This window comes from Agromyces luteolus, from assembly GCF_009729855.1.
GTDB classification, from domain to species: Bacteria; Actinomycetota; Actinomycetes; order Actinomycetales; family Microbacteriaceae; genus Agromyces; species Agromyces luteolus.
Genome location: NZ_WODA01000014.1, coordinates 140828 through 158917 on the forward strand (window position 1 = coordinate 140828; position 18090 = coordinate 158917).

Annotated in this window: 17 protein-coding genes; 8 read left to right on the forward strand and 9 right to left on the reverse strand. The window is 70.4% G+C overall.

Annotation, left to right across the window (positions count from 1 at the left end):
• Nucleotides 1-46: 46 nt before the first annotated feature.
• From GLX25_RS08015 to GLX25_RS08050, 8 genes are all read right to left on the reverse strand, one after another.
• Nucleotides 47-1348, reverse strand: a complete 1302-nt coding sequence (locus GLX25_RS08015; RefSeq protein WP_155841943.1) for a thymidine phosphorylase — start codon at nt 1346-1348, stop codon at nt 47-49.
• The gene (locus GLX25_RS08020) at nt 1345-1764 is read right to left on the reverse strand and encodes a cytidine deaminase (protein ID WP_155841945.1); all 420 of its coding nucleotides are present in this window, start codon (nt 1762-1764) and stop codon (nt 1345-1347) included. The genes GLX25_RS08015 and GLX25_RS08020 overlap by 4 nt, the downstream gene beginning before the upstream one ends.
• Nucleotides 1765-1780: 16 nt before the next feature.
• Entirely contained in the window at nt 1781-3091 is a 1311-nt protein-coding gene (locus GLX25_RS08025) for an ABC transporter permease (protein WP_166548600.1), read from the reverse strand.
• Nucleotides 3088-4395, reverse strand: coding sequence for an ABC transporter permease (locus GLX25_RS08030; RefSeq protein WP_155841947.1), 1308 nt, complete (start codon nt 4393-4395; stop codon nt 3088-3090). Before GLX25_RS08030 ends, GLX25_RS08025 begins: the two co-directional genes overlap by 4 nt.
• Nucleotides 4392-5933 (reverse strand): ABC transporter ATP-binding protein, encoded by a 1542-nt coding sequence (locus GLX25_RS08035; RefSeq protein WP_155841949.1) that lies wholly within the window; start codon nt 5931-5933, stop codon nt 4392-4394. Before GLX25_RS08035 ends, GLX25_RS08030 begins: the two co-directional genes overlap by 4 nt.
• Nucleotides 5934-6097: 164 nt before the next feature.
• Nucleotides 6098-7195 carry a BMP family lipoprotein gene (locus GLX25_RS08040; protein WP_271192499.1) on the reverse strand — a complete coding sequence of 366 codons (1098 nt, stop codon included), beginning with the start codon at nt 7193-7195 and terminating at the stop codon, nt 6098-6100.
• A 171-nt stretch (nt 7196-7366) separates the two neighbouring features.
• Complete coding sequence (locus tag GLX25_RS08045; RefSeq protein WP_155841953.1) at nt 7367-8425, reverse strand: BMP family lipoprotein; 1059 nt, start codon at nt 8423-8425, stop codon at nt 7367-7369.
• Between the two features lie 22 nt (nt 8426-8447).
• A complete protein-coding gene (locus tag GLX25_RS08050) occupies nt 8448-9566 on the reverse strand; it encodes a mannose-1-phosphate guanylyltransferase (RefSeq protein WP_155841955.1) in 1119 nt (372 codons plus the stop codon).
• Between the two features lie 157 nt (nt 9567-9723).
• On the opposite strand from GLX25_RS08050, the gene sdhC reads away from it, so the two are divergent.
• From sdhC to GLX25_RS08090, 8 genes are all read left to right on the forward strand, one after another.
• Nucleotides 9724-10146: a succinate dehydrogenase, cytochrome b556 subunit gene (gene sdhC, locus GLX25_RS08055; protein WP_155841957.1), complete on the forward strand. Its 423-nt coding sequence runs from the start codon at nt 9724-9726 to the stop codon at nt 10144-10146.
• Nucleotides 10147-10156: 10 nt separating this feature from the next.
• Entirely contained in the window at nt 10157-10603 is a 447-nt protein-coding gene (locus tag GLX25_RS08060) for a succinate dehydrogenase hydrophobic membrane anchor subunit (RefSeq protein ID WP_155841959.1), read from the forward strand.
• A gap of 7 nt (nt 10604-10610) precedes the next feature.
• Nucleotides 10611-12434 (forward strand): succinate dehydrogenase flavoprotein subunit, encoded by a 1824-nt coding sequence (gene sdhA, locus GLX25_RS08065; RefSeq protein WP_166548601.1) that lies wholly within the window; start codon nt 10611-10613, stop codon nt 12432-12434.
• Nucleotide 12435: 1 nt separating this feature from the next.
• Nucleotides 12436-13194 carry a succinate dehydrogenase iron-sulfur subunit gene (locus GLX25_RS08070; protein ID WP_166548602.1) on the forward strand — a complete coding sequence of 253 codons (759 nt, stop codon included), beginning with the start codon at nt 12436-12438 and terminating at the stop codon, nt 13192-13194.
• Between the two features lie 152 nt (nt 13195-13346).
• Nucleotides 13347-14657 carry a YihY/virulence factor BrkB family protein gene (locus GLX25_RS08075; protein ID WP_155841961.1) on the forward strand — a complete coding sequence of 437 codons (1311 nt, stop codon included), beginning with the start codon at nt 13347-13349 and terminating at the stop codon, nt 14655-14657.
• A 10-nt stretch (nt 14658-14667) separates the two neighbouring features.
• The gene (locus tag GLX25_RS08080; protein ID WP_155841963.1) at nt 14668-15504 is read left to right on the forward strand and encodes an exodeoxyribonuclease III; all 837 of its coding nucleotides are present in this window, start codon (nt 14668-14670) and stop codon (nt 15502-15504) included.
• 23 nt (nt 15505-15527) lie between these two features.
• Entirely contained in the window at nt 15528-16538 is a 1011-nt protein-coding gene (gene trpS, locus GLX25_RS08085; RefSeq protein WP_155841965.1) for a tryptophan--tRNA ligase, read from the forward strand.
• The gene (locus GLX25_RS08090) at nt 16535-17326 is read left to right on the forward strand and encodes an HAD family hydrolase (protein WP_271192498.1); all 792 of its coding nucleotides are present in this window, start codon (nt 16535-16537) and stop codon (nt 17324-17326) included. The genes trpS and GLX25_RS08090 overlap by 4 nt, the downstream gene beginning before the upstream one ends.
• A gap of 250 nt (nt 17327-17576) precedes the next feature.
• On the opposite strand, the gene GLX25_RS08095 is transcribed toward GLX25_RS08090, so the two are convergent.
• Nucleotides 17577-18090, reverse strand: a 514-nt coding sequence (locus GLX25_RS08095; protein WP_240898231.1) for an FGGY-family carbohydrate kinase, incomplete at its 5' end; no start/stop codon positions are given.

Genomic DNA, 18090 nt, shown 5'->3' on the forward strand with positions numbered 1-18090 from the left:
CTGCGTGCGACGGCGCGCGACGCAACGGACGTGCGCGTCGACGGGGCTAGCGTCCGATGCGCTCCGCGATGAGCGGGCCGCCGTCCTGCACGGGCGATCCGGCGTCGCCGATCTCCCATGCGCCCTCCACGGCCTCGAGCGCACGGGCGAACCGCGCGGGCTCGTCGGCGTGGAGGGTGAACAGCGGCTGGCCCGCACGCAGGACATCGCCCGGCTTGGCGTGCAGGTCGATGCCCGCCGCGTGCTGCACCGGGTCCTCCTTGCGGGCGCGGCCCGCGCCGAGCCGCCACGCGGCGATGCCGAACGGCAGCGCCTCCTGGCGAACGAGCACGCCGTCGCGGTCGGCGGTCACGACGTGCTGTTCCCTCGCCACCGGAAGCGGAGCGTCGGGGTCGCCGCCCTGGGCCCGGATCGACGCACGCCACGTGTCCATCGCGCGGCCGTCGTCGAGAGCGGCCTCGACGTCGGCGTCCGCGACGCCGGCGAGCTCGAGCATCTCGCGAGCGAGGGCGATCGTGAGCTCCCGGATGTCGGCCGGGCCGCCACCCGCGAGCACCTCGACGGACTCGCGGACCTCGTTCGCGTTGCCGATCGTGAGCCCGAGCGGGACGTTCATGTTGGTCAGGAGCGCCGACGTCGCGACGCCCGCGTCCTCGCCGAGCTCGACCATCGTGCGCGCCAGCTCGCGCGAGCGCTCGATGTCCTGGAGGAACGCGCCCGAGCCGAACTTGACGTCGAGCACGAGTGCGCCGGTCCCCTCGGCGATCTTCTTCGACATGATCGAGGACGCGATGAGCGGGATCGCCTCGACCGTCCCGGTGATGTCGCGCAGTGCGTAGAGCTTCTTGTCGGCCGGAGCGAGCCCTGCCCCCGCCGCGCAGATCACGCCGCCCACGTCGCGCAGCTGCGCGAACATCTCCTCGTTCGACAACTCGGCGCGCCAGCCGGGGATCGACTCGAGCTTGTCGAGCGTTCCGCCGGTGTGGCCGAGGCCGCGACCGGAGAGCTGGGGCACGGCGACCCCGAAGGAGGCGACGAGCGGCATGAGCGGCAGCGTGATCTTGTCGCCGACCCCGCCCGTCGAGTGCTTGTCGGTCGTGGGCTTGCCGAGCCCCGAGAAGTCCATGCGCTCGCCCGAGGCGATCATCGCCATGGTCATGTCGCGGATCTCGCGACGCGTCATGCCGTTGAGGAAGATCGCCATGGTCATCGCCGACATCTGCTCGTCGGCCACGTACCCGCGCGTGTACGCGTCGACCAGCCAGCCGATCTGCTCGGTGGTCAGCTCGCCGCGATCGCGCTTGGTGCGGATCAGGTCGACGGCGTCGAAGGCCTCGACGGCGCTCATGCGCTCTCCCCCCGGAACTCGGCGAGCTGGCGCGGCCCGAACGCGTCGGGCAGCACCTCGTCGATGGTCTTCAGGCCGGACACCGTCTCGAGGACCATGCCCTCCGCGGAGTGCTCGTAGAGCAGCTGACGGCACCGGCCGCACGGCATGAGGACGTTCCCGTGGCCGTCGACGCACGTGAAGGCGACGAGCTTGCCGCCACCCGACATGACGAGGGCGGAGACGAGCGAGCACTCGGCGCAGAGGGTCACGCCGTAGGAGGCGTTCTCGACGTTGCAGCCGCTGACGACGCGGCCGTCGTCGGCGATGGCCGCGGCCCCGACGGGGAACTGGGAGTACGGCGCGTAGGCCTTCGCCATCGCCTCACGGGCGATCTCGCGCAGGTGGTCCCAGTCGATCGACTGGTGGTCGGTCATGGGTGCAGCTCCTCGGTCAGGACTTGATGTAGGGCTTGCCGGCGGCGGCGGGGCCGCGGACCTTGCCGACGAACCCGGCCACGGCGAGGATCGTGACGACGTAGGGCAGCATGAGCATGAACTCGCTCGGGACCGGGGAGCCGATCACCGACAGGGTGTTCTGCAGGTTCGAGGCGAAGCCGAACAGCAACGCCGCGAGGGTCGCCCTGATCGGGTCCCACTGGCCGAAGATCACGGCGGCGAGGGCGATGAAGCCCGCGCCCGCGGTCATCTCCTTGTTGAACGCGCCGACCGCGCCGAGGGTGAAGAACGCACCGCCGAACCCGGCGATCGCGCCGGCGAGGGAGACGTTCCAGAACCGGGTGCGGGCGACGTTGATGCCGACGGTGTCGGCGGCCTGCGGGTGCTCGCCGACCGAGCGGAGCCGCAGCCCCCACCGGGTGTGGAACAGGCCGATGTAGACGAGCACGATGATGACGTACATCGCGTACACGATGAGGGTCTGCCGGAAGAACATCGGTCCGATCAGGGGGATCTCGGACAGCAGCGGGATCGGGATGCGCTGCAGCCGGGGCGGGGAGTTCAGCAGGGCCGCGTTCGGGGCGAGGACCTGGGAGAACAGGAAGCTGGTCAGGCCGATCACGAGCACGTTCAGCACGACGCCGACGATGACCTGGTCGACGAAGTACTTGATCGAGAACGCGGCGAGCACGAACGCGACGAGCACGCCCGAGATCGCGGCGGCGAACAGGCCGACGATCGGGCCGAGCCACTGCTGGCCGATGACCGAGGCGACCACCGCGGACGTGAACGCACCGGCCAGGAGCTGGCCCTCGATGGCGATGTTGATCACGCCGACGCGCTCGCTGATGACGCCGCACAGGGCGCCGAAGATCAGCGGCACGGACAGGCTGAGCGCTCCGGCGAGCAGGCCGGGCAGCGGGATCACCGGGGTGCGGGCGCCCGCGGCCGCCCAGGTCAGGAACGCGACCAGGCCGATCACGGCGAAGATCACGACGACCCAGAGCGGCACCCGGCGCTTCGCGCGGACGAGCGCGGCCGCGGCCGCGGTGATCGCGGTCAGCAGGACCACGCAGGTCCACGTGGTGACGGGGCCGTTCAGGACGATCTCGGGGATCTGGATGAGATCGCGCGGCGCGGACAACCGGAATACCGCATCACCGCTGTGGCGTGTGGTGAGGAAGAGCACGGCGAGCAGCGCGGTCACGACGGCGAACGAGATCGGCGCCTTCCAGCTGATCACGGTCGTGCTGTCGAGGTGCTCGGCAGGGCTGGACGTGGCGTGGTGCTGACTGGTTGCGGTCACTTCGCCGCCACCTCCTCCTTGCGGGTCGAGCGCGTTCGCTTCTTGGGCTTGGAGCCCGGCTGCGGGAGCCGGAAGATCGCGCGGACCAGCGGCGGGGCCGCGATGAACAGCACGATCAGCGACTGCACGACGAGCACGATGTCGATCGGCACGCCCTCGGCCGCCTGCATCGCGAACCCGCCGGCCTTGAACGCGCCGAACAGGATGCCCGCGGCGAGGATGCCCCACGGGTTCGAGCCGCCGAGCAGCGCGACCGTGATCGCGTCGAACCCGATCCCGGCGTCGATGCCGGAGGAGAATCCGGTGGTCACGGTGCCGAGCACCTGGTCCACGCCGGCCAGGCCGACCAGGGCGCCGGCGATCAGCATGCCGTACACGTACATGCGGTTGACGTTGATGCCCGCGACCCGGGCGGCCTTCGGGTTCAGGCCGACCGCGCGGAACTGGAAGCCCAGGCTCGACCGCTCCAGGATCCACCACACCAGGACCACGCACGCGATCGAGAGGATGAACCCGAAGTGCAGGTTGAACCGCGGACCCAGCAGGTCGAAGAAGATCGCGGTGTCCTTCATCGGCGGCGTGGTCGGGTTGTTCGTGCCGGGCGCCTGCAGCAGCCCTTGGGTGCGCAGCATCCAGGACACCAGGTAGAACGCGACGTAGTTCAGCATGATCGTCACGATCACCTCGTGCGCACCGGTGCGGGCCTTGAGCACGCCCGCGATGCCGGCCCACAGGGCGCCGGCGACGATGCCCGCGACCGTGGCGACGATCATGTGCACCCCGAACGGAAGGTCGAACGAGAACGCGACCCAGCCGGCGGCGGATGCCGCGAGCAGCATCTGCCCGCGGCCACCGATGTTGAACATGCCCACCTTGAACGCCAGGCCGACGCCCAGGCCGGCGGCGATCAACGGTGTCGCGAAGTTCAGCGTCTCGGTCAGCGGCCGGATGCCCGAGATGAAGTCGTCCCGACGGAAGTTGTACACCGCGCCCTGGAACAGCGCGGAGTACGCGCCTGCGACGGAATCCCAGATCGCGACGAACGTGTCACCCGGCCGGGCGAAGAAGTACCCGGATGCCGCCTGCACCCGCTCGTCGGTGAACGCGATCATCACCGCGCCGACCACGAGGGCCAGCAGCACCGCCAGCACCGAGATGATCGCGTTGCCGGTCGCGATCTGACGCAGGGCCTGCTGCCAGCGCGAGGGCTCCCCGGGCTCGGGCTCCTTCTCGATCACCGGCTCGTCGGGCGGGACCTGCGCGCCGGTCTCGAGCGCGACATCGGGGTCGTAGCGGTCGCTCATGCGGCGGCTCCTTCGGGGGTGGGGGCGTCACCGGACGGGGCCGGACGCTCGCCGGCCATCATCAGGCCGAGGACCTCGCGGGGCGTGTCGCCGGGCACGATGCCCACGACCTTGCCCCGGTACATCACCATGATCCGGTCGGCGAGGGCGGTGACCTCGTCGAGCTCGGTCGAGACGACCACGACCGGCACGCCCGCGTCGCGGGTCTCGATGATGCGCTTGTGGATGAACTCGATCGACCCCACGTCCACGCCGCGGGTCGGCTGCGCCGCGACCAGCAGGTTCAGGTCGCGGCTGAGCTCGCGGGCGAGGACCACCTTCTGCTGGTTGCCGCCGGAGAGCCGTCCCGCCTTCGTCTCGATGCCGGGCGTGCGGACGTCGAACTCCGCGACCTTGTCCCGCGCGAACTCCGCGAGGAACCCGCGCTGCACGTTGCCCGCCTTCACGAACGGCTCGCCGTCGGATCGGTCGAGCATGAGGTTCTCCGCGACGGTGAACTCGCCGACCAGGCCGTCCTCGGTGCGGTCCTCGGGGACGAACCCGACCCCGGCGTCGAGGATCCGACGAACGGAGTGACGCGTGAGGTCCTGGCCGTCGAGGGTGATCGTGCCCTGCACCCGCGACTGCAGGCCGACCAGCGCCTCGGTCAGCTCCGTCTGCCCGTTGCCCTGGACGCCCGCGACCGCGAGCACCTCGCCGCGACGCACCGAGAAGCTCACGTCGTTGACCACGAGCTGGCCGATCGGATCGACCACCGTGAGGTGCTCGACCTCGAGCGCCTCCTCACCCAGGGTCGGCTCCTCCTTCTGCACCGTCAGCTCGACCGCACGGCCGACCATCAGCGACGCCAGTTCCGCGTTCGTCGCGGTCGGCTCGGCCTCGCCGACGACCTTGCCCAGACGCACGACCGTGATGCGGTCGGCGACCTCGCGGACCTCGCGCAGCTTGTGCGTGATGAACACGATCGACGCACCGGACTCCTTCAGCTGCCGCATGATCGCCATCAGCTCGTCGGTCTCCTGCGGCGTGAGCACCGCGGTCGGCTCGTCGAAGACCAGCACCCGGGCATCCCTCGAGAGCGCCTTGATGATCTCCACCCGCTGCTGCACGCCCACCGGCAGGTCGTCGACCAGCGCGTCCGGGTCGACGTCGAACCCGAACCGGTCGCTGATCTCGCGCACCTTCTGCCGCGCAGCGGCCAGGTCGATCAGCCCGCCGGCCCGCGTCTGCTCGTGTCCGAGCATCACGTTCTCCGCGACCGTGAAGACCGGGATCAGCATGAAGTGCTGGTGCACCATGCCGATGCCCGCCCGCATCGCATCGCCCGGACCCTCGAAGTGCTGCAGCCGGTCGTCCAGGAGGATCTCGCCCTCGTCGGCCCGGTACAGGCCGTACAGGACGTTCATCAGCGTCGACTTCCCCGCCCCGTTCTCACCGAGGAGGCAGTGGATCTCGCCAGCCTCGACAGTGAGGTCGATATGGTCGTTCGCCACCAGGGAACCGAACTTCTTCGTGATTCCTCGGAGTTCGAGTTTCATGCCACCGATCCTAATGATCGCGCCGGGTTTCGCAGCGGTCGTGCGCCGAAGTGCGCCGATGAGCGTCCCGAACTGCTCAGATGTTGGCGGGCGTGCTCAACGGCGCCCGGAATCGGCGAAGGGAGGCCGGTGCAGCACCGGCCTCCCTCCGCGAACGGCTCGGCTCAGCCGGCCAGGTAGGACTCGACGGTGATGTCGCCGTCGATGATCATCTGCTGGAGCTCGTCGAGCTTCGACGACAGGTCGGCCGGAACCGCGTCCTCGAAGTCGTGGAACGGCGCGAGGCCGACGCCCTCGTTCTCGAGGGTTCCGACGAACGGCTCCGGGTCGAACTCGCCGTTGCCGGCGGCGAGGATCGCATCCTCGACACCGACGTCGATGCCCTTGCGGATCGAGGTGAGCAGGAGGTCGCCGACCGACGGGTCGGTCTCGTACACGTCGGCGTCGACGCCGAGCAGCATGATGTCGCGGCCGGAGTCGCGGATCGCCGCGGCACCCGACTGGTAGATCGGGCCGCCGACGGGCAGGAGCACGTCGATGTTCTGGTCGATGAGACCCTGCGCGACCTGGCGAGCGGTGTCGTTCGCCTCGAAGCCGCCGGTGAACGAGCCGTCCTGCGCCTCGCGGTCCCAGCCGAGCACCTGGACGTCGGCGCCGTTCTCCTCGTTGTAGTACTCGACGCCCTGCGCGAAGCCGTCCATGAAGATGGACACGGTCGGGATGTTGATGCCGCCGTACGTGCCGACCGAGCCGGTCTCGGACATGCCGGCCGACAGGTAGCCGGCGAGGAACGCGGCCTGGGCGGTGTCGAAGATGATCGGCTTGATGTTCTCGGCGTCGGTCGTGCCGTCGAAGTCCGTGTCGACGGTGTCGTCGATCGAGACGTACTCGAGGTCGGGGTTGGCGGTCGCCGACTCGAGCGCTGCGGGCGCGAGCAGGAAGCCGACCGTCACGATGGTGTTGCAGCCCTGGTCGACGAGGCTCTGCAGGTTGGACGCGTAGTCGGTCTCGGCGGCCGACTCGACGAGGGTCGGCTCGACGCCGAGTTCCTCGGACGCCGCCTCGAGGCCCTCGCGGCCCAGCTGGTTGAACGACTTGTCGTCGAAGCCACCGGCGTCGGAGACCATGCAGGGGATGTAGTCGAGCGCCTCGCCGCCGTCGCCGTCGGTCTCCTCGGGAGCCGACGCGCAACCTGCGAGGAGCGCGACCGCACCGATGGTCGCGAGACCGCCGACCGCGGCCTTCTTGAACGTGAACGTCACAGTGTCCTCCAAAAGACAGTGCACCCCGAACGATCGCGGGGACCGTGAGGTCACGTTACCCAATGTTTCGACCCGCGCCATCGGCCGTCCGACCCGCAGCGGTCAAAGGTTATGAACCCGCGACCTTCTGCTCATATGAGCAGTCTCGAGGCTCCCCCGAGCAGGGGACACTCAGGGCGCCGAAGGCGACTCGACGACGAGTTCGCCGGCGATGATCGCCTGCCGGAGCCCCTCGATCTCGCCCTGCAACCCGGGTGTCACGAGCGACTCGAGGTCGTGGAACGGAGCGATCTCGACACCGCCGTTCTCGAGCGTGCCGACGTAGGGCTCGCTCGAGAACGTGTCGTCCTGGACCGCGCGCACGATCTCGACCATCGCCTGCTGGGTGTTCTTGAGGACGCTCGTCAGCACCACGGGCCGGAACTCGGCCGGGAGCGTGTCGTAGCCGTCGCTGTCGACCCAGATCACCGAGGTCGAACCGTGCTCGACGGCCGCCGCCGCGGCTCCCTCCCCCACCTGGCCCGCGACGGGCAGGATCACGTCGGCGCCCTGGTCGATGAAGCCCTCGGCGAGCACCTTCCCCTTGTTGATGTCCTCGAAGTCGCCCGTGAAGGACCCGTCCTGCTCCTCCTTGTTCCAGCCGAGCGCCCGCACGTCCGTGCCGTGCACCTCGTTGTACCGGGCGACCCCGTCGACGAAGCCGTCCATGAACAGCGTCACCGGGGGCTGGTTGCCGCCTCCGAAGGTCGCCACGACACCCGTCTTCGAGACCCCCGCCGCGAGGTAGCCCGCCAGGAACGACGCCTGCGCGGTGTCGAAGACGACCGGCTTGACGTTCTCCGCGTCGACCGTCTCGTCGACGATCGCGAACGACACGTCGGGGTTCGCCTCGGATTCGGCGAGCGTCGCCTCGGCGAGCTCCCACCCGACGGTGACCACGAGCGGGCACCCCGAGTCGACGGCCTGGCGGACGTTCGGCGCCAGGTCGGTCTCGCTCGTCGACACGAGTGCCTCCGCCTCGACGCCGAGCTCGTCCTCCGCCTGCTGCAGGCCCTTCCAGCTCGACTGGTTGAAGGAGCGGTCCTCGAGGCCACCGGAGTTCGTGACCATGCGCACGCACTCCGCGGCATCCGTCGTACCGCCGCCCTCGGGCGCCGGCGCGCAGGCGGTGAGGACCGCGGATGCCACGGCGAGCGCGGCCCCGAACGTGACGACCCGTCGCAGCGACATCCGCCCGACCACCTTCCCGTGCCTAGAGCACGTCGTTCGATCCGCCGAGGCGCAGTGCGTCCACGACGGCCTTCACCCGCTGCGCGTGCTCGCTCGTCGTCACGAGCAGCGCGTCGGGCGTGTCCACGACCACGATGTCCTTCACGCCGATGAGGCTGATCACGCGGTCGGCCCGGCTCACGACGATACCGCTCGACGCGTCCGAGAGGACCCGGGCGTGCTCGCCGAGGATCGCGAGCTCGCCGGAGCGGCCCGCCGTGTTCAGCTTCGCGAGCGAGGCGAAGTCGCCGACGTCGTCCCACTGGAAGTGGGCGCGGACGACCGCGAGCCGGCCCCTCGCCGCCGCGGGTTCGGCGACCGAGTAGTCGATCGCGATCTTCTCGAGCGTGGGCCAGATGCGGTCGACGGCGGGCCCGCGGGCCTCGGGGTCGTCCCACGCCTCCGCGAGCTCGACCACGCCCGCGTGGAGGCCGGGCTCGGTGAGTGCGAGCTCCTCGAGGAGCCGGTCGGCCCGGGCGATGAACATGCCGGCGTTCCACAGGTGGCGACCGCCCTCGAGGTACCCGCGCGCGGTCTCGAGGTCGGGCTTCTCGACGAAGCTCGAGACCGCGGTGACCTCGTGGGTGCCGGGGACGTCGAGCGGCTCGCCGCACTCGATGTACCCGAACCCGACCGCGGGCTCCGTCGGGGTGATGCCGATCGTCGCGATGTAGCCCGCGTCGGCGGCGGCGACCGCCGCGGTCACGGCGTCGCGGAAGAGCGCGGTGCCCGAGATGACGTGGTCGGCCGCGAACGAGCCGATGACGACGCCCGGCTCGCGCCGCTCGAGGATCGCCGCGGCCAGCGCGATCGCCGCGGTCGAGTCCCGCGGCTCGCTCTCGAGCACGATGTTCGCGTCGGCCAGCTCGGGCAGCTGCGCCTCGACGGCCGCACGGTGCGCCCGGCCCGTGACGATCATGATGCGCTGCTCGCCCGAGAGCGGCGCCAGCCGATCCCACGTGTCGCGCAGCAGCGTCTGCCCCGACCCGGTCAGGTCGTGCAGGAACTTCGGGGCGTCCGCGCGAGAGAGCGGCCAGAGCCGTGATCCCACGCCGCCGGCGGGGATGACGCTGTAGAAGCGGTCGAGCGGAGCCTGTCGCATCCGATCAGGATAGCCGCGGGCCGCCCGGGAGATCCGCAGGCGGATGCGTCGCCACGGCGGCGAACGGAGCACCTCCGCGAGCGCATTAGACTCGGACCCGGGCCATCGGTCCCGTATGCCCGCAGTCGGGCGACGTACACCGCCAGGAGGGACGTCCATGTCAGCAACGACGACACGGACCCCGATCGCACCCGAGAAGCCGGCGACGCATAAGCCGGGCGGCACGCTCTACCGCGGCCGCGAGGGCATGTGGTCGTGGGTGCTGCACCGGATCACCGGGGTGGCGATCTTCTTCTTCCTCCTCGTGCACATCCTCGACACCGCGCTCGTGCGCGTGAGCCCCGAGGCGTACAACGCCGTGATCGGCACGTACCAGACGCCGATCATGGGCCTCGGCGAGGTCGCACTCGTCGGCGCGATCGTGTTCCACGCCTTCAACGGCCTGCGCGTCATCCTCGTCGACTTCTGGTCCTGGGCGACCCGCAACCAGAAGGTGCTCTTCTACATCGTGATCGCGCTCTGGGTGGTCACGATGCTCGGATTCGTGCCCCGGCACCTCATGAACGTCTTCAGCCACTAGGAGCGCCGAGATGACCGTCATCGAATCCCCGCGCACCCCCGCCCGCCCCGCGCCGAAGCGCGGCGTCAACCTCGAGAAGTGGGGCTGGATCTACATGCGCGCGTCGGGCGTCGTGCTCGTCGTGCTCGTCTTCGGCCACCTCTTCGTCAACCTCATGGTCGGCGAGGGCGTGAAGGCCATCGACTTCGGCTTCGTCGGCGGCAAGTGGGCCGACCCGTTCTGGCAGTGGTGGGACGTGCTGATGCTCTGGCTCGCGCTCATCCACGGCGCCAACGGCATGCGGACCATCGTCAGCGACTACACGAACCCGGGCACCGTGCAGCGGATCCTGAAGGGCGCGCTGCTCCTCTCCACGATCGTGCTGCTCGTCCTCGGCACGCTCGTGGTCTTCACCTTCGACCCGTGCCCCGCAGGCTCGCCCGCCGAGCTGCTCCCCTCGTTCTGCCCCGCCGCATAGGAGACACGTGACCAGCGAGAACCACGTCGAGACGACGGTCGTCGACGGCGTCCACCACCACCAGTACGACATCGTCATCATCGGCGCCGGCGGCGCGGGCATGCGGGCGGCCATCGAGGCCGGGCCCGGCGCGAAGACGGCCGTCATCTCGAAGCTCTACCCGACGCGGTCCCACACGGGCGCGGCGCAGGGCGGCATGGCCGCAGCGCTCGCGAACGTCGAGGAGGACAGCTGGGAGTGGCACACCTTCGACACGATCAAGGGCGGCGACTACCTGGTCGACCAGGACGCCGCCGAGATCCTCGCGAAGGAGGCCATCGACGCGGTCATCGACCTCGAGAACATGGGCCTGCCGTTCAACCGCACGCCCGACGGGAAGATCGACCAGCGGCGGTTCGGCGGCCACACGCGCGACCACGGCAAGGCGCCGGTCCGTCGCGCGTGCTACGCGGCCGACCGCACGGGGCACATGATCCTGCAGACGCTGTTCCAGAACTGCGTCAAGCTCGGCATCGAGTTCTACAACGAGTACTACGCGCTCGACCTCGTCATGACCGAGGTCGACGCCGGCGATGGGACGACCAGGCAGAAGCCCTCGGGCGTCGTCGCCTACGAGCTCGCCACCGGCGAGCTCCACGTCTTCCAGGCGAAGGCCGTGATCTTCGCGACCGGCGGCTTCGGCAAGATCTACAAGACGACCTCGAACGCGCACACGCTCACTGGCGACGGCGTCGGCATCGTCTGGCGCAAGGGCCTCCCGCTGGAGGACATGGAGTTCTTCCAGTTCCACCCGACCGGCCTCGCGGGCCTCGGCATCCTGCTCACCGAGGGCGCCCGCGGCGAGGGCGCCATCCTCCGCAACGCCTCGGGCGAGCGCTTCATGGAGCGCTACGCCCCGACGATCAAGGACCTCGCGCCCCGCGACATCGTCGCGCGCTGCATGGTCCAGGAGGTCGCGGAGGGCCGCGGCGCGGGCCCCGACAAGGACTACGTCCTGCTCGACTGCACGCACCTCGGCGCGGAGGTCCTCGAGACGAAGCTGCCCGACATCACCGAGTTCGCGCGCACCTACCTCGGCGTCGACCCGGTGTACGAGCCGGTGCCCGTGATGCCGACCGCGCACTACGCGATGGGCGGCATCCCGACCAACGTGAAGGCCGAGGTGCTGAGCGACAACACGACGGTCGTCCCCGGTCTCTACGCCGCGGGCGAGTGCGCGTGCGTGTCGGTGCACGGCTCGAACCGCCTCGGCACCAACTCGCTGCTCGACATCAACGTGTTCGGCAAGCGCGCCGGCCGCAATGCGGTCGAGTACGTCAACTCCGGCGTCGACTTCACGCCGCTTCCGGATGACCCGGCCGGCGACGTCCGGCGCCTCCTCGAGGTGCTCCGCGACTCGAACGGGACCGAGCGGATCGCCGCGATCCGCAAGGAGCTCCAGGACGAGATGGACAAGGGCGCCCAGGTGTTCCGCACGAGCGAGTCGCTCGACCACGTCGCCGAGGTGATCGCGGGCCTGCGCGACCGCTACCGGAACATCGCGGTGCAGGACAAGGGGAAGCGGTTCAACACCGACCTGCTCGAGGCCGTCGAACTCGGATTCCTGCTCGACCTCGCCGAGGTCGTCGTGGCCTCCGCCCGCAACCGCGAGGAGAGCCGAGGCGGCCACATGCGCGACGACTTCCCCAACCGCGACGACGAGAAGTTCATGCAGCACACGATGGCCTACCTGTCGGGCGACGCGCACTCGTCGGTCGCCTCCGATCACATCCGGCTCGACTGGAAGCCGGTGACGATCACCCGATACCAGCCGATGGAGAGGAAGTACTGACGTGACGACCGCCACGCTCGAGACGACGTCGACGGATGCCGCGACGAAGTCGTTCACCGTCACCTTCCTGATCCGCCGCTTCGACCCCGAGGTCGACGCCGAGCCGCGCTGGCAGGACTTCGACGTCGAGATGTACGCGACCGACCGCGTGCTCGACGCGCTGCACAAGATCAAGTGGGAGCAGGACGGCTCCCTGACGTTCCGCCGTTCGTGCGCGCACGGGATCTGCGGGTCCGACGCGATGCGCATCAACGGCCGCAACCGCCTCGCGTGCAAGACGCTCATCAAGGACCTCGACATCACGAAGCCGATCTACGTCGAGGCGATCAAGGGCCTTCCCCTCGAGAAGGACCTCGTCGTCGACATGGAGCCGTTCTTCGCGAGCTACCGCGAGGTCCAGCCGTTCCTCCAGGCCAGCTCCGCCCCCGTCGCGGGCAAGGAGCGCGTGCAGTCGGTGGCCGAGCGTGCGCGCTTCGACGACACCACGAAGTGCATCCTCTGCGCGGCGTGCACCTCGTCGTGCCCGGTCTTCTGGACCGACGGCCAGTACTTCGGCCCGGCCGCGATCGTGAACGCGCACCGCTTCATCTTCGACTCCCGCGACGAGGAGGCGAAGGTCCGCCTCGACATCCTGAACGACAAGGAGGGCGTGTGGCGTTGCCGCACGACCTTCAACTGCACCGACGCGTGCCCCCGCGGCATCGAGGTCACCAAGGCGATCGCCGAGGTCAAGCAGGCCATCCTGCGCGGAACGCCCTGACCGAGGGCGACCGCGATGCGGAGGGGCCGGTGCGCGACGCACCGGCCCCTCCGTCGTGTCGGGGCGGATGCCGCGCTCCGCACGTCGCGATGGGGGGCGTGCACGCCGACGGGCGGGGCCGGTGCGCGGCATCCGCTCGCTAGGGTGAGCGTGTGAGCGATCGCGATCGGGGGCGCGGCAGGGCGTCGGCGCGCGCGGACGGCGCCCCGACGACCGAGGCGCCGGACGAGGACACGTCCTCGACGAGCGCGCGCGTGCGGGAGCGGTTCGAGGCGGCCAGCGCGCCGATCCGCGAACGGCTCGACGAGCCGATCACGCGGATGGAACGGCTCACGCAGCGCACGATGGCGCTGTTCCCGGTGCGCGTGTGGCGGCACTTCCTCGCCCGCAACGGCTTCCTGCTGACCGCGGGGATGAGCTACCAGTCGCTGTTCGCGGTGTTCGCGGCGGTCTACATCGTGTTCGCGGTCGCCGGCATCTGGCTGCTCGGAGACACCGAGACGCTGAACGCGCTGCTGCTGCTGATCAACACCTACGCTCCCGGCCTCGTCGGCCCCGACGGCGTGATCAGCACGGAAGACCTGCAGGAGGCGGCGACGGCGAGCACGAGCCTCTTCGGCTGGACCGGCGCCGTCGCGCTCGGCGGCCTGATCTGGACCGCCATCGGCTGGGTGACGTACGCGCGCATGGCCGTGCGCAGCATCTTCCTGCTGCCGAAGGACGACCGAGCGTACCTCTACCTCAAGGCGCGCGACTTCGCCGCGGCGTTCATGTTCGGCGTCGCCATCCTGGTCGCCGCGGTGCTGTCGATCGTCGCGACGGGGTTCCTCGACTGGATGTTCGGCCTCCTCGGCATCGACCTCACGACGGAGTCGCCGGTGGTGCGGGTCGGGCTGCAGTTCGGCGCGATCATCATCGTGTTCATCATCGACACCCTGGCGCTCGCCGTGATGTTCCGATTCCTCTCCGGTGCGGAGATGCCGTGGCGCCGGATGTGGACCGGCTCGCTGCTCGGCTCGGCGGCGCTCAGCGTGCTGCAGATGCTCGGCGGGTGGGTGCTCTCGTGGGCCGGCAGCAACCCGCTGCTCGCGACCTTCACGGTGATCGTCGCGCTGCTGCTGTGGTTCCGCATCGCGAGCATCATCATCCTGGTGGCGGCGGCGTGGATCGCCGTCGAGGCGGCGGACCGGAACGAGTCGCTCCGTCGGGTGACCGCAGCGCAGTTGGAGGCGGAACGCCGGCAGCGCGAGTACGAGGCGCTCCTCACCGCTGCGAAGGTCCGCGTCCGCGACGCCCGGGCCGTCGCCGAGACGGCGCGCTGGTACGAACGGGTCCCCGCGGGCCGACGGCTCGCGAGGGCCCGGCGCGACCTCGACGAGCTCGTGGCATCCGCCCCGCCGCCCCCGCCGACGAAGGCGCACCCGTGGCTGAACGGGAACGGCCGTGGGGGTGGCAGCACCTAGGATCGTAGGCATGCCCTCCCCCGCCCCGCTCCGGATCGTCAGCGCCAACGTGAACGGGGTCCGGGCGGCGTTCCGCCGCGGCATGGGCGACTGGCTCGCCGCGCGCGACGTCGACATCCTGGCGATGCAGGAGGTGCGGGCGTCGACCGACGACCTCGCGGGCCTCCTCGGCGACGAGTGGAGCATCCTGCACGAACCGGCGACCGCCAAGGGCCGCGCGGGCGTCGCGATCGCGAGCCGAGCGGGCGCGCACATCCACCGCGTCGAGCTCGGCGCGGCCGACCACGACACCGCCGGGCGCTGGCTCGAGGCCGACTACGAGGTGAACGGCCGGATCGTGACCGTCGTCAGCTGCTACGTGCCGTCGGGCGAGGCCGAGACGCCGAAGCAGGTCGACAAGTACCGCTTCCTCGACGCGATGAGCGAGCGGATGTCGCAGCTCGCGTCGCACGAGCTGGCCGTGGTCGTCGGCGACCTGAACGTCGGCCACCGCACGCTCGACATCAAGAACTGGAAGGGCAACGTCAAGCGCGCGGGCTTCCTGCCCGAGGAGCGCGCCTACTTCGACCGCTTCATGGGCGCCGAGGGCGAGGAGGGCTACAACGCCGGCGCCGGCTTCGGCTGGGTCGACCTGGGCCGCCGTTCCGCCGGCGAGGTCGCCGGCCCGTACACGTGGTGGTCGTGGCGCGGCAAGGCGTTCGACAACGACAGCGGCTGGCGCATCGACTACCAGCTCGCGACCCCGGCACTCGCCGACGCGATGGTCTCCTACGCCGTCGACCGTGCCGACGCCTACGACGAGCGATGGTCCGACCACGCTCCCGTCGTCGTCGACTACGCCATCTGAGACCGAAGGACCCCCGAACCACGATGAACACCGCACGCCCCGTCGTCTTCTCCGGCATGCAGCCGTCGGGAGACTCGCTCCACCTCGGCAACTACCTCGGCGCCCTGGTGAACTGGGTCGCCCTGCAGGAGGACCACGACCCGATCTACTGCGTCGTCGACCTGCACGCGATCACCGTGGCGCAGGAGCCGGCGACGCTCCGCGAGGCGACCCGTCGCACGGCGGCGCAGTACCTCGCGGCCGGCGTCGACCCTGCGCGCTCGACGCTGTTCGTGCAGTCGCACGTGCCCGCGCACGCCGAGCTCGCGTGGGTGCTCGGCACCCTCACGGGGTTCGGCGAGGCGAGCCGCATGACCCAGTTCAAGGACAAGTCGTCGCGCTACGGGGCGGAGTCGACGACGGTCGGCCTCTTCACCTATCCGGTGCTGATGGCCGCCGACATCCTGCTCTACGGCACGCACCTCGTGCCGGTCGGCGACGACCAGCGCCAGCACCTCGAGCTCACCCGCGACCTCGCGGGCCGCTTCAACTCGCGCTACGGCGACACGTTCGTGGTGCCCGAGGCGATGATCCCGAAGGAGTCGGCGCGCATCTACGACCTCCAGGAACCCACCGCGAAGATGTCGAAGTCGGCGGCGAGCCCGAACGGCCTGATCAACCTCATGGACGATCCGAAGGTCATCGCGAAGCGCATCCGCAGCGCCGTGACCGACACCGAGCGCGAGATCCGCTACGACCCGAAGGCCAAGCCGGGCATCGCGAACCTGCTCGACATCTACGCGACGGTCACGGGCCGCTCGATCCCCGACCTCGAGGCGGAGTACGACGGCAAGGGCTACGGCGACCTCAAGAAGGACCTCGCCGACGTGGTCGTCGAGCGCGTCGCCCCGATCCGCGAGCGCACGCTCGAGCTCATGGAGGACCCGGCCGAGCTCGACCGACTGCTCGCGATCGGCGCCGAGAAGGCGTCGGAGCGCGCCGAGCGGACCCTCGCGACGGTGTACGACCGGGTCGGGTTCCTGCGCCGGGCGTGAGCGGAGTGCAGCGCTCGCGGTCGGCCACTCCGGCCGGCGGGCCGGTCGTGCTGTTCGACCTCGACGACACGCTCATGGCGCACCGCGAGGCGGTGGCGACGGGCATCGCGCTGCACCTGCGCGAGCGCGGGTACGCCGCGGAGGAGGCCGCGGCGCAGGCGCTCTGGCACGAACTCGAGGAGCGGCACTACCACGCGTACCTCGCAGGCGAGCTGACGTTCGAGGGGCAGCGGCGCGCCCGCGCGGCCGAGTTCGCGCTCGCTCACGGCGACCAGCTCGACGACGAGTCCGCGGGCGCGTGGTTCGCGACGTACTTCGAGCGGTACCGCGAGTCGTGGGCGCTGCACGACGACGTCCTGCCCGCGCTCGACGAGATCGAGCGGGCACTGCCCGGCGTGCGGTTCGGCATCATCACGAACGGCGAAGCCGACTTCCAGCTGGCCAAGCTCGTGCGACTCGGCCTCGAGGTCGGCCACCCGGGCCGGATCGAGCACCTCGTGGCATCCGGCGCCGAGGGCGTGACGAAGCCCGACCCGCGGATCTTCGAGGTGGCGGTCGAGCGCTTCGCCGGCGACGCCGCGGTCTCCGGGGCGGCGTACGTCGGCGACCGCCTGCGGACCGACGCGATCGGGGCGGCCGAGGCGGGGCTCGTCGGGGTGTGGTTGAACCGCTCGGGCGAGCGCCCCGCCGAGCCCGAGGCGACGGATGCCGCGGCGGCGGGCGTGCTCGAGATCCGGACGCTCGCCGAGCTCGCGCCCCTCCTCGCCGACCGGCTGGTGGTCGAGTAGCGCCGGTCGCGCTGCCGGTGGTCGAGTAGCACCGGCGTCGGCCGGCGCGTATCGAGACCAGGGTGCGAGGGTCTCGATACGCTCGCGGCTCCGCCGCGTGCTACTCGACCACCGGAGGATGCGGCTCCGCCGCGTGCGACTCGACCACCGGAGGGTGCGCGGCTCCGCCGCGTGGGACTCGACCACCGTGGCGGCACGGAAACGGGCCGAGCGCCTTCCCGTGCGCCCGGCCCGTGTCATCCCGCCCGCGTCAGCGGACGTCGTCGTCGACCCAGTCCAGGGTCTTCGTGACGGCCTTCTTCCAGTTGCGCACGAGGCGCCCCTGCTCGGCCTCGTCCATCGCCGGCTCCCAGCGACGGTCCTCCTGCCAGTTCTTGGCGAGGTCGTCGAGGTCGGCCCAGAAGCCGACCGCGAGGCCTGCCGCGTACGCGGCGCCGAGCGCGGTCGTCTCGGCGACCACCGGACGGACGACGGGCACGCCGAGGATGTCGGCCTGGAACTGCAGCAGCGTGTCGTTGGCCGTCGCGCCGCCGTCGACGCGCAGCTCCGTGAGGTCGATCCCCGCATCGGCGTTCACGGCTTCCACGACGTCGCGCGTCTGGAACGCGATCGCCTCGAGTGCCGCCCGCGCGATGTGCCCCTTGTTCACGTAGCGGGTCAGGCCCACGAGCGCGCCTCGCGCGTCCGGACGCCAGTACGGGGCGAAGAGCCCCGAGAAGGCGGGCACGAAGTACGCGCCGCCGTTGTCCTCGACCGACTTCGCG

What these genes read in the sequence shown, in the direction of transcription:
- GLX25_RS08015 (WP_155841943.1), bottom strand. Translation starts at nt 1,348, where the DNA reads ATGAGCGCCGTCGAGGCCTTCGACGCCGTCGACCTGATCCGCACCAAG.
- GLX25_RS08020 (WP_155841945.1), bottom strand. Translation starts at nt 1,764, where the DNA reads ATGACCGACCACCAGTCGATCGACTGGGACCACCTGCGCGAGATCGCC.
- GLX25_RS08030 (WP_155841947.1), bottom strand. Translation starts at nt 4,395, where the DNA reads ATGAGCGACCGCTACGACCCCGATGTCGCGCTCGAGACCGGCGCGCAG.
- GLX25_RS08035 (WP_155841949.1), bottom strand. Translation starts at nt 5,933, where the DNA reads ATGAAACTCGAACTCCGAGGAATCACGAAGAAGTTCGGTTCCCTGGTG.
- GLX25_RS08045 (WP_155841953.1), bottom strand. Translation starts at nt 8,425, where the DNA reads ATGTCGCTGCGACGGGTCGTCACGTTCGGGGCCGCGCTCGCCGTGGCA.
- GLX25_RS08050 (WP_155841955.1), bottom strand. Translation starts at nt 9,566, where the DNA reads ATGCGACAGGCTCCGCTCGACCGCTTCTACAGCGTCATCCCCGCCGGC.
- sdhC (WP_155841957.1), top strand. Translation starts at nt 9,724, where the DNA reads ATGTCAGCAACGACGACACGGACCCCGATCGCACCCGAGAAGCCGGCG.
- GLX25_RS08060 (WP_155841959.1), top strand. Translation starts at nt 10,157, where the DNA reads ATGACCGTCATCGAATCCCCGCGCACCCCCGCCCGCCCCGCGCCGAAG.
- GLX25_RS08080 (WP_155841963.1), top strand. Translation starts at nt 14,668, where the DNA reads ATGCCCTCCCCCGCCCCGCTCCGGATCGTCAGCGCCAACGTGAACGGG.
- trpS (WP_155841965.1), top strand. Translation starts at nt 15,528, where the DNA reads ATGAACACCGCACGCCCCGTCGTCTTCTCCGGCATGCAGCCGTCGGGA.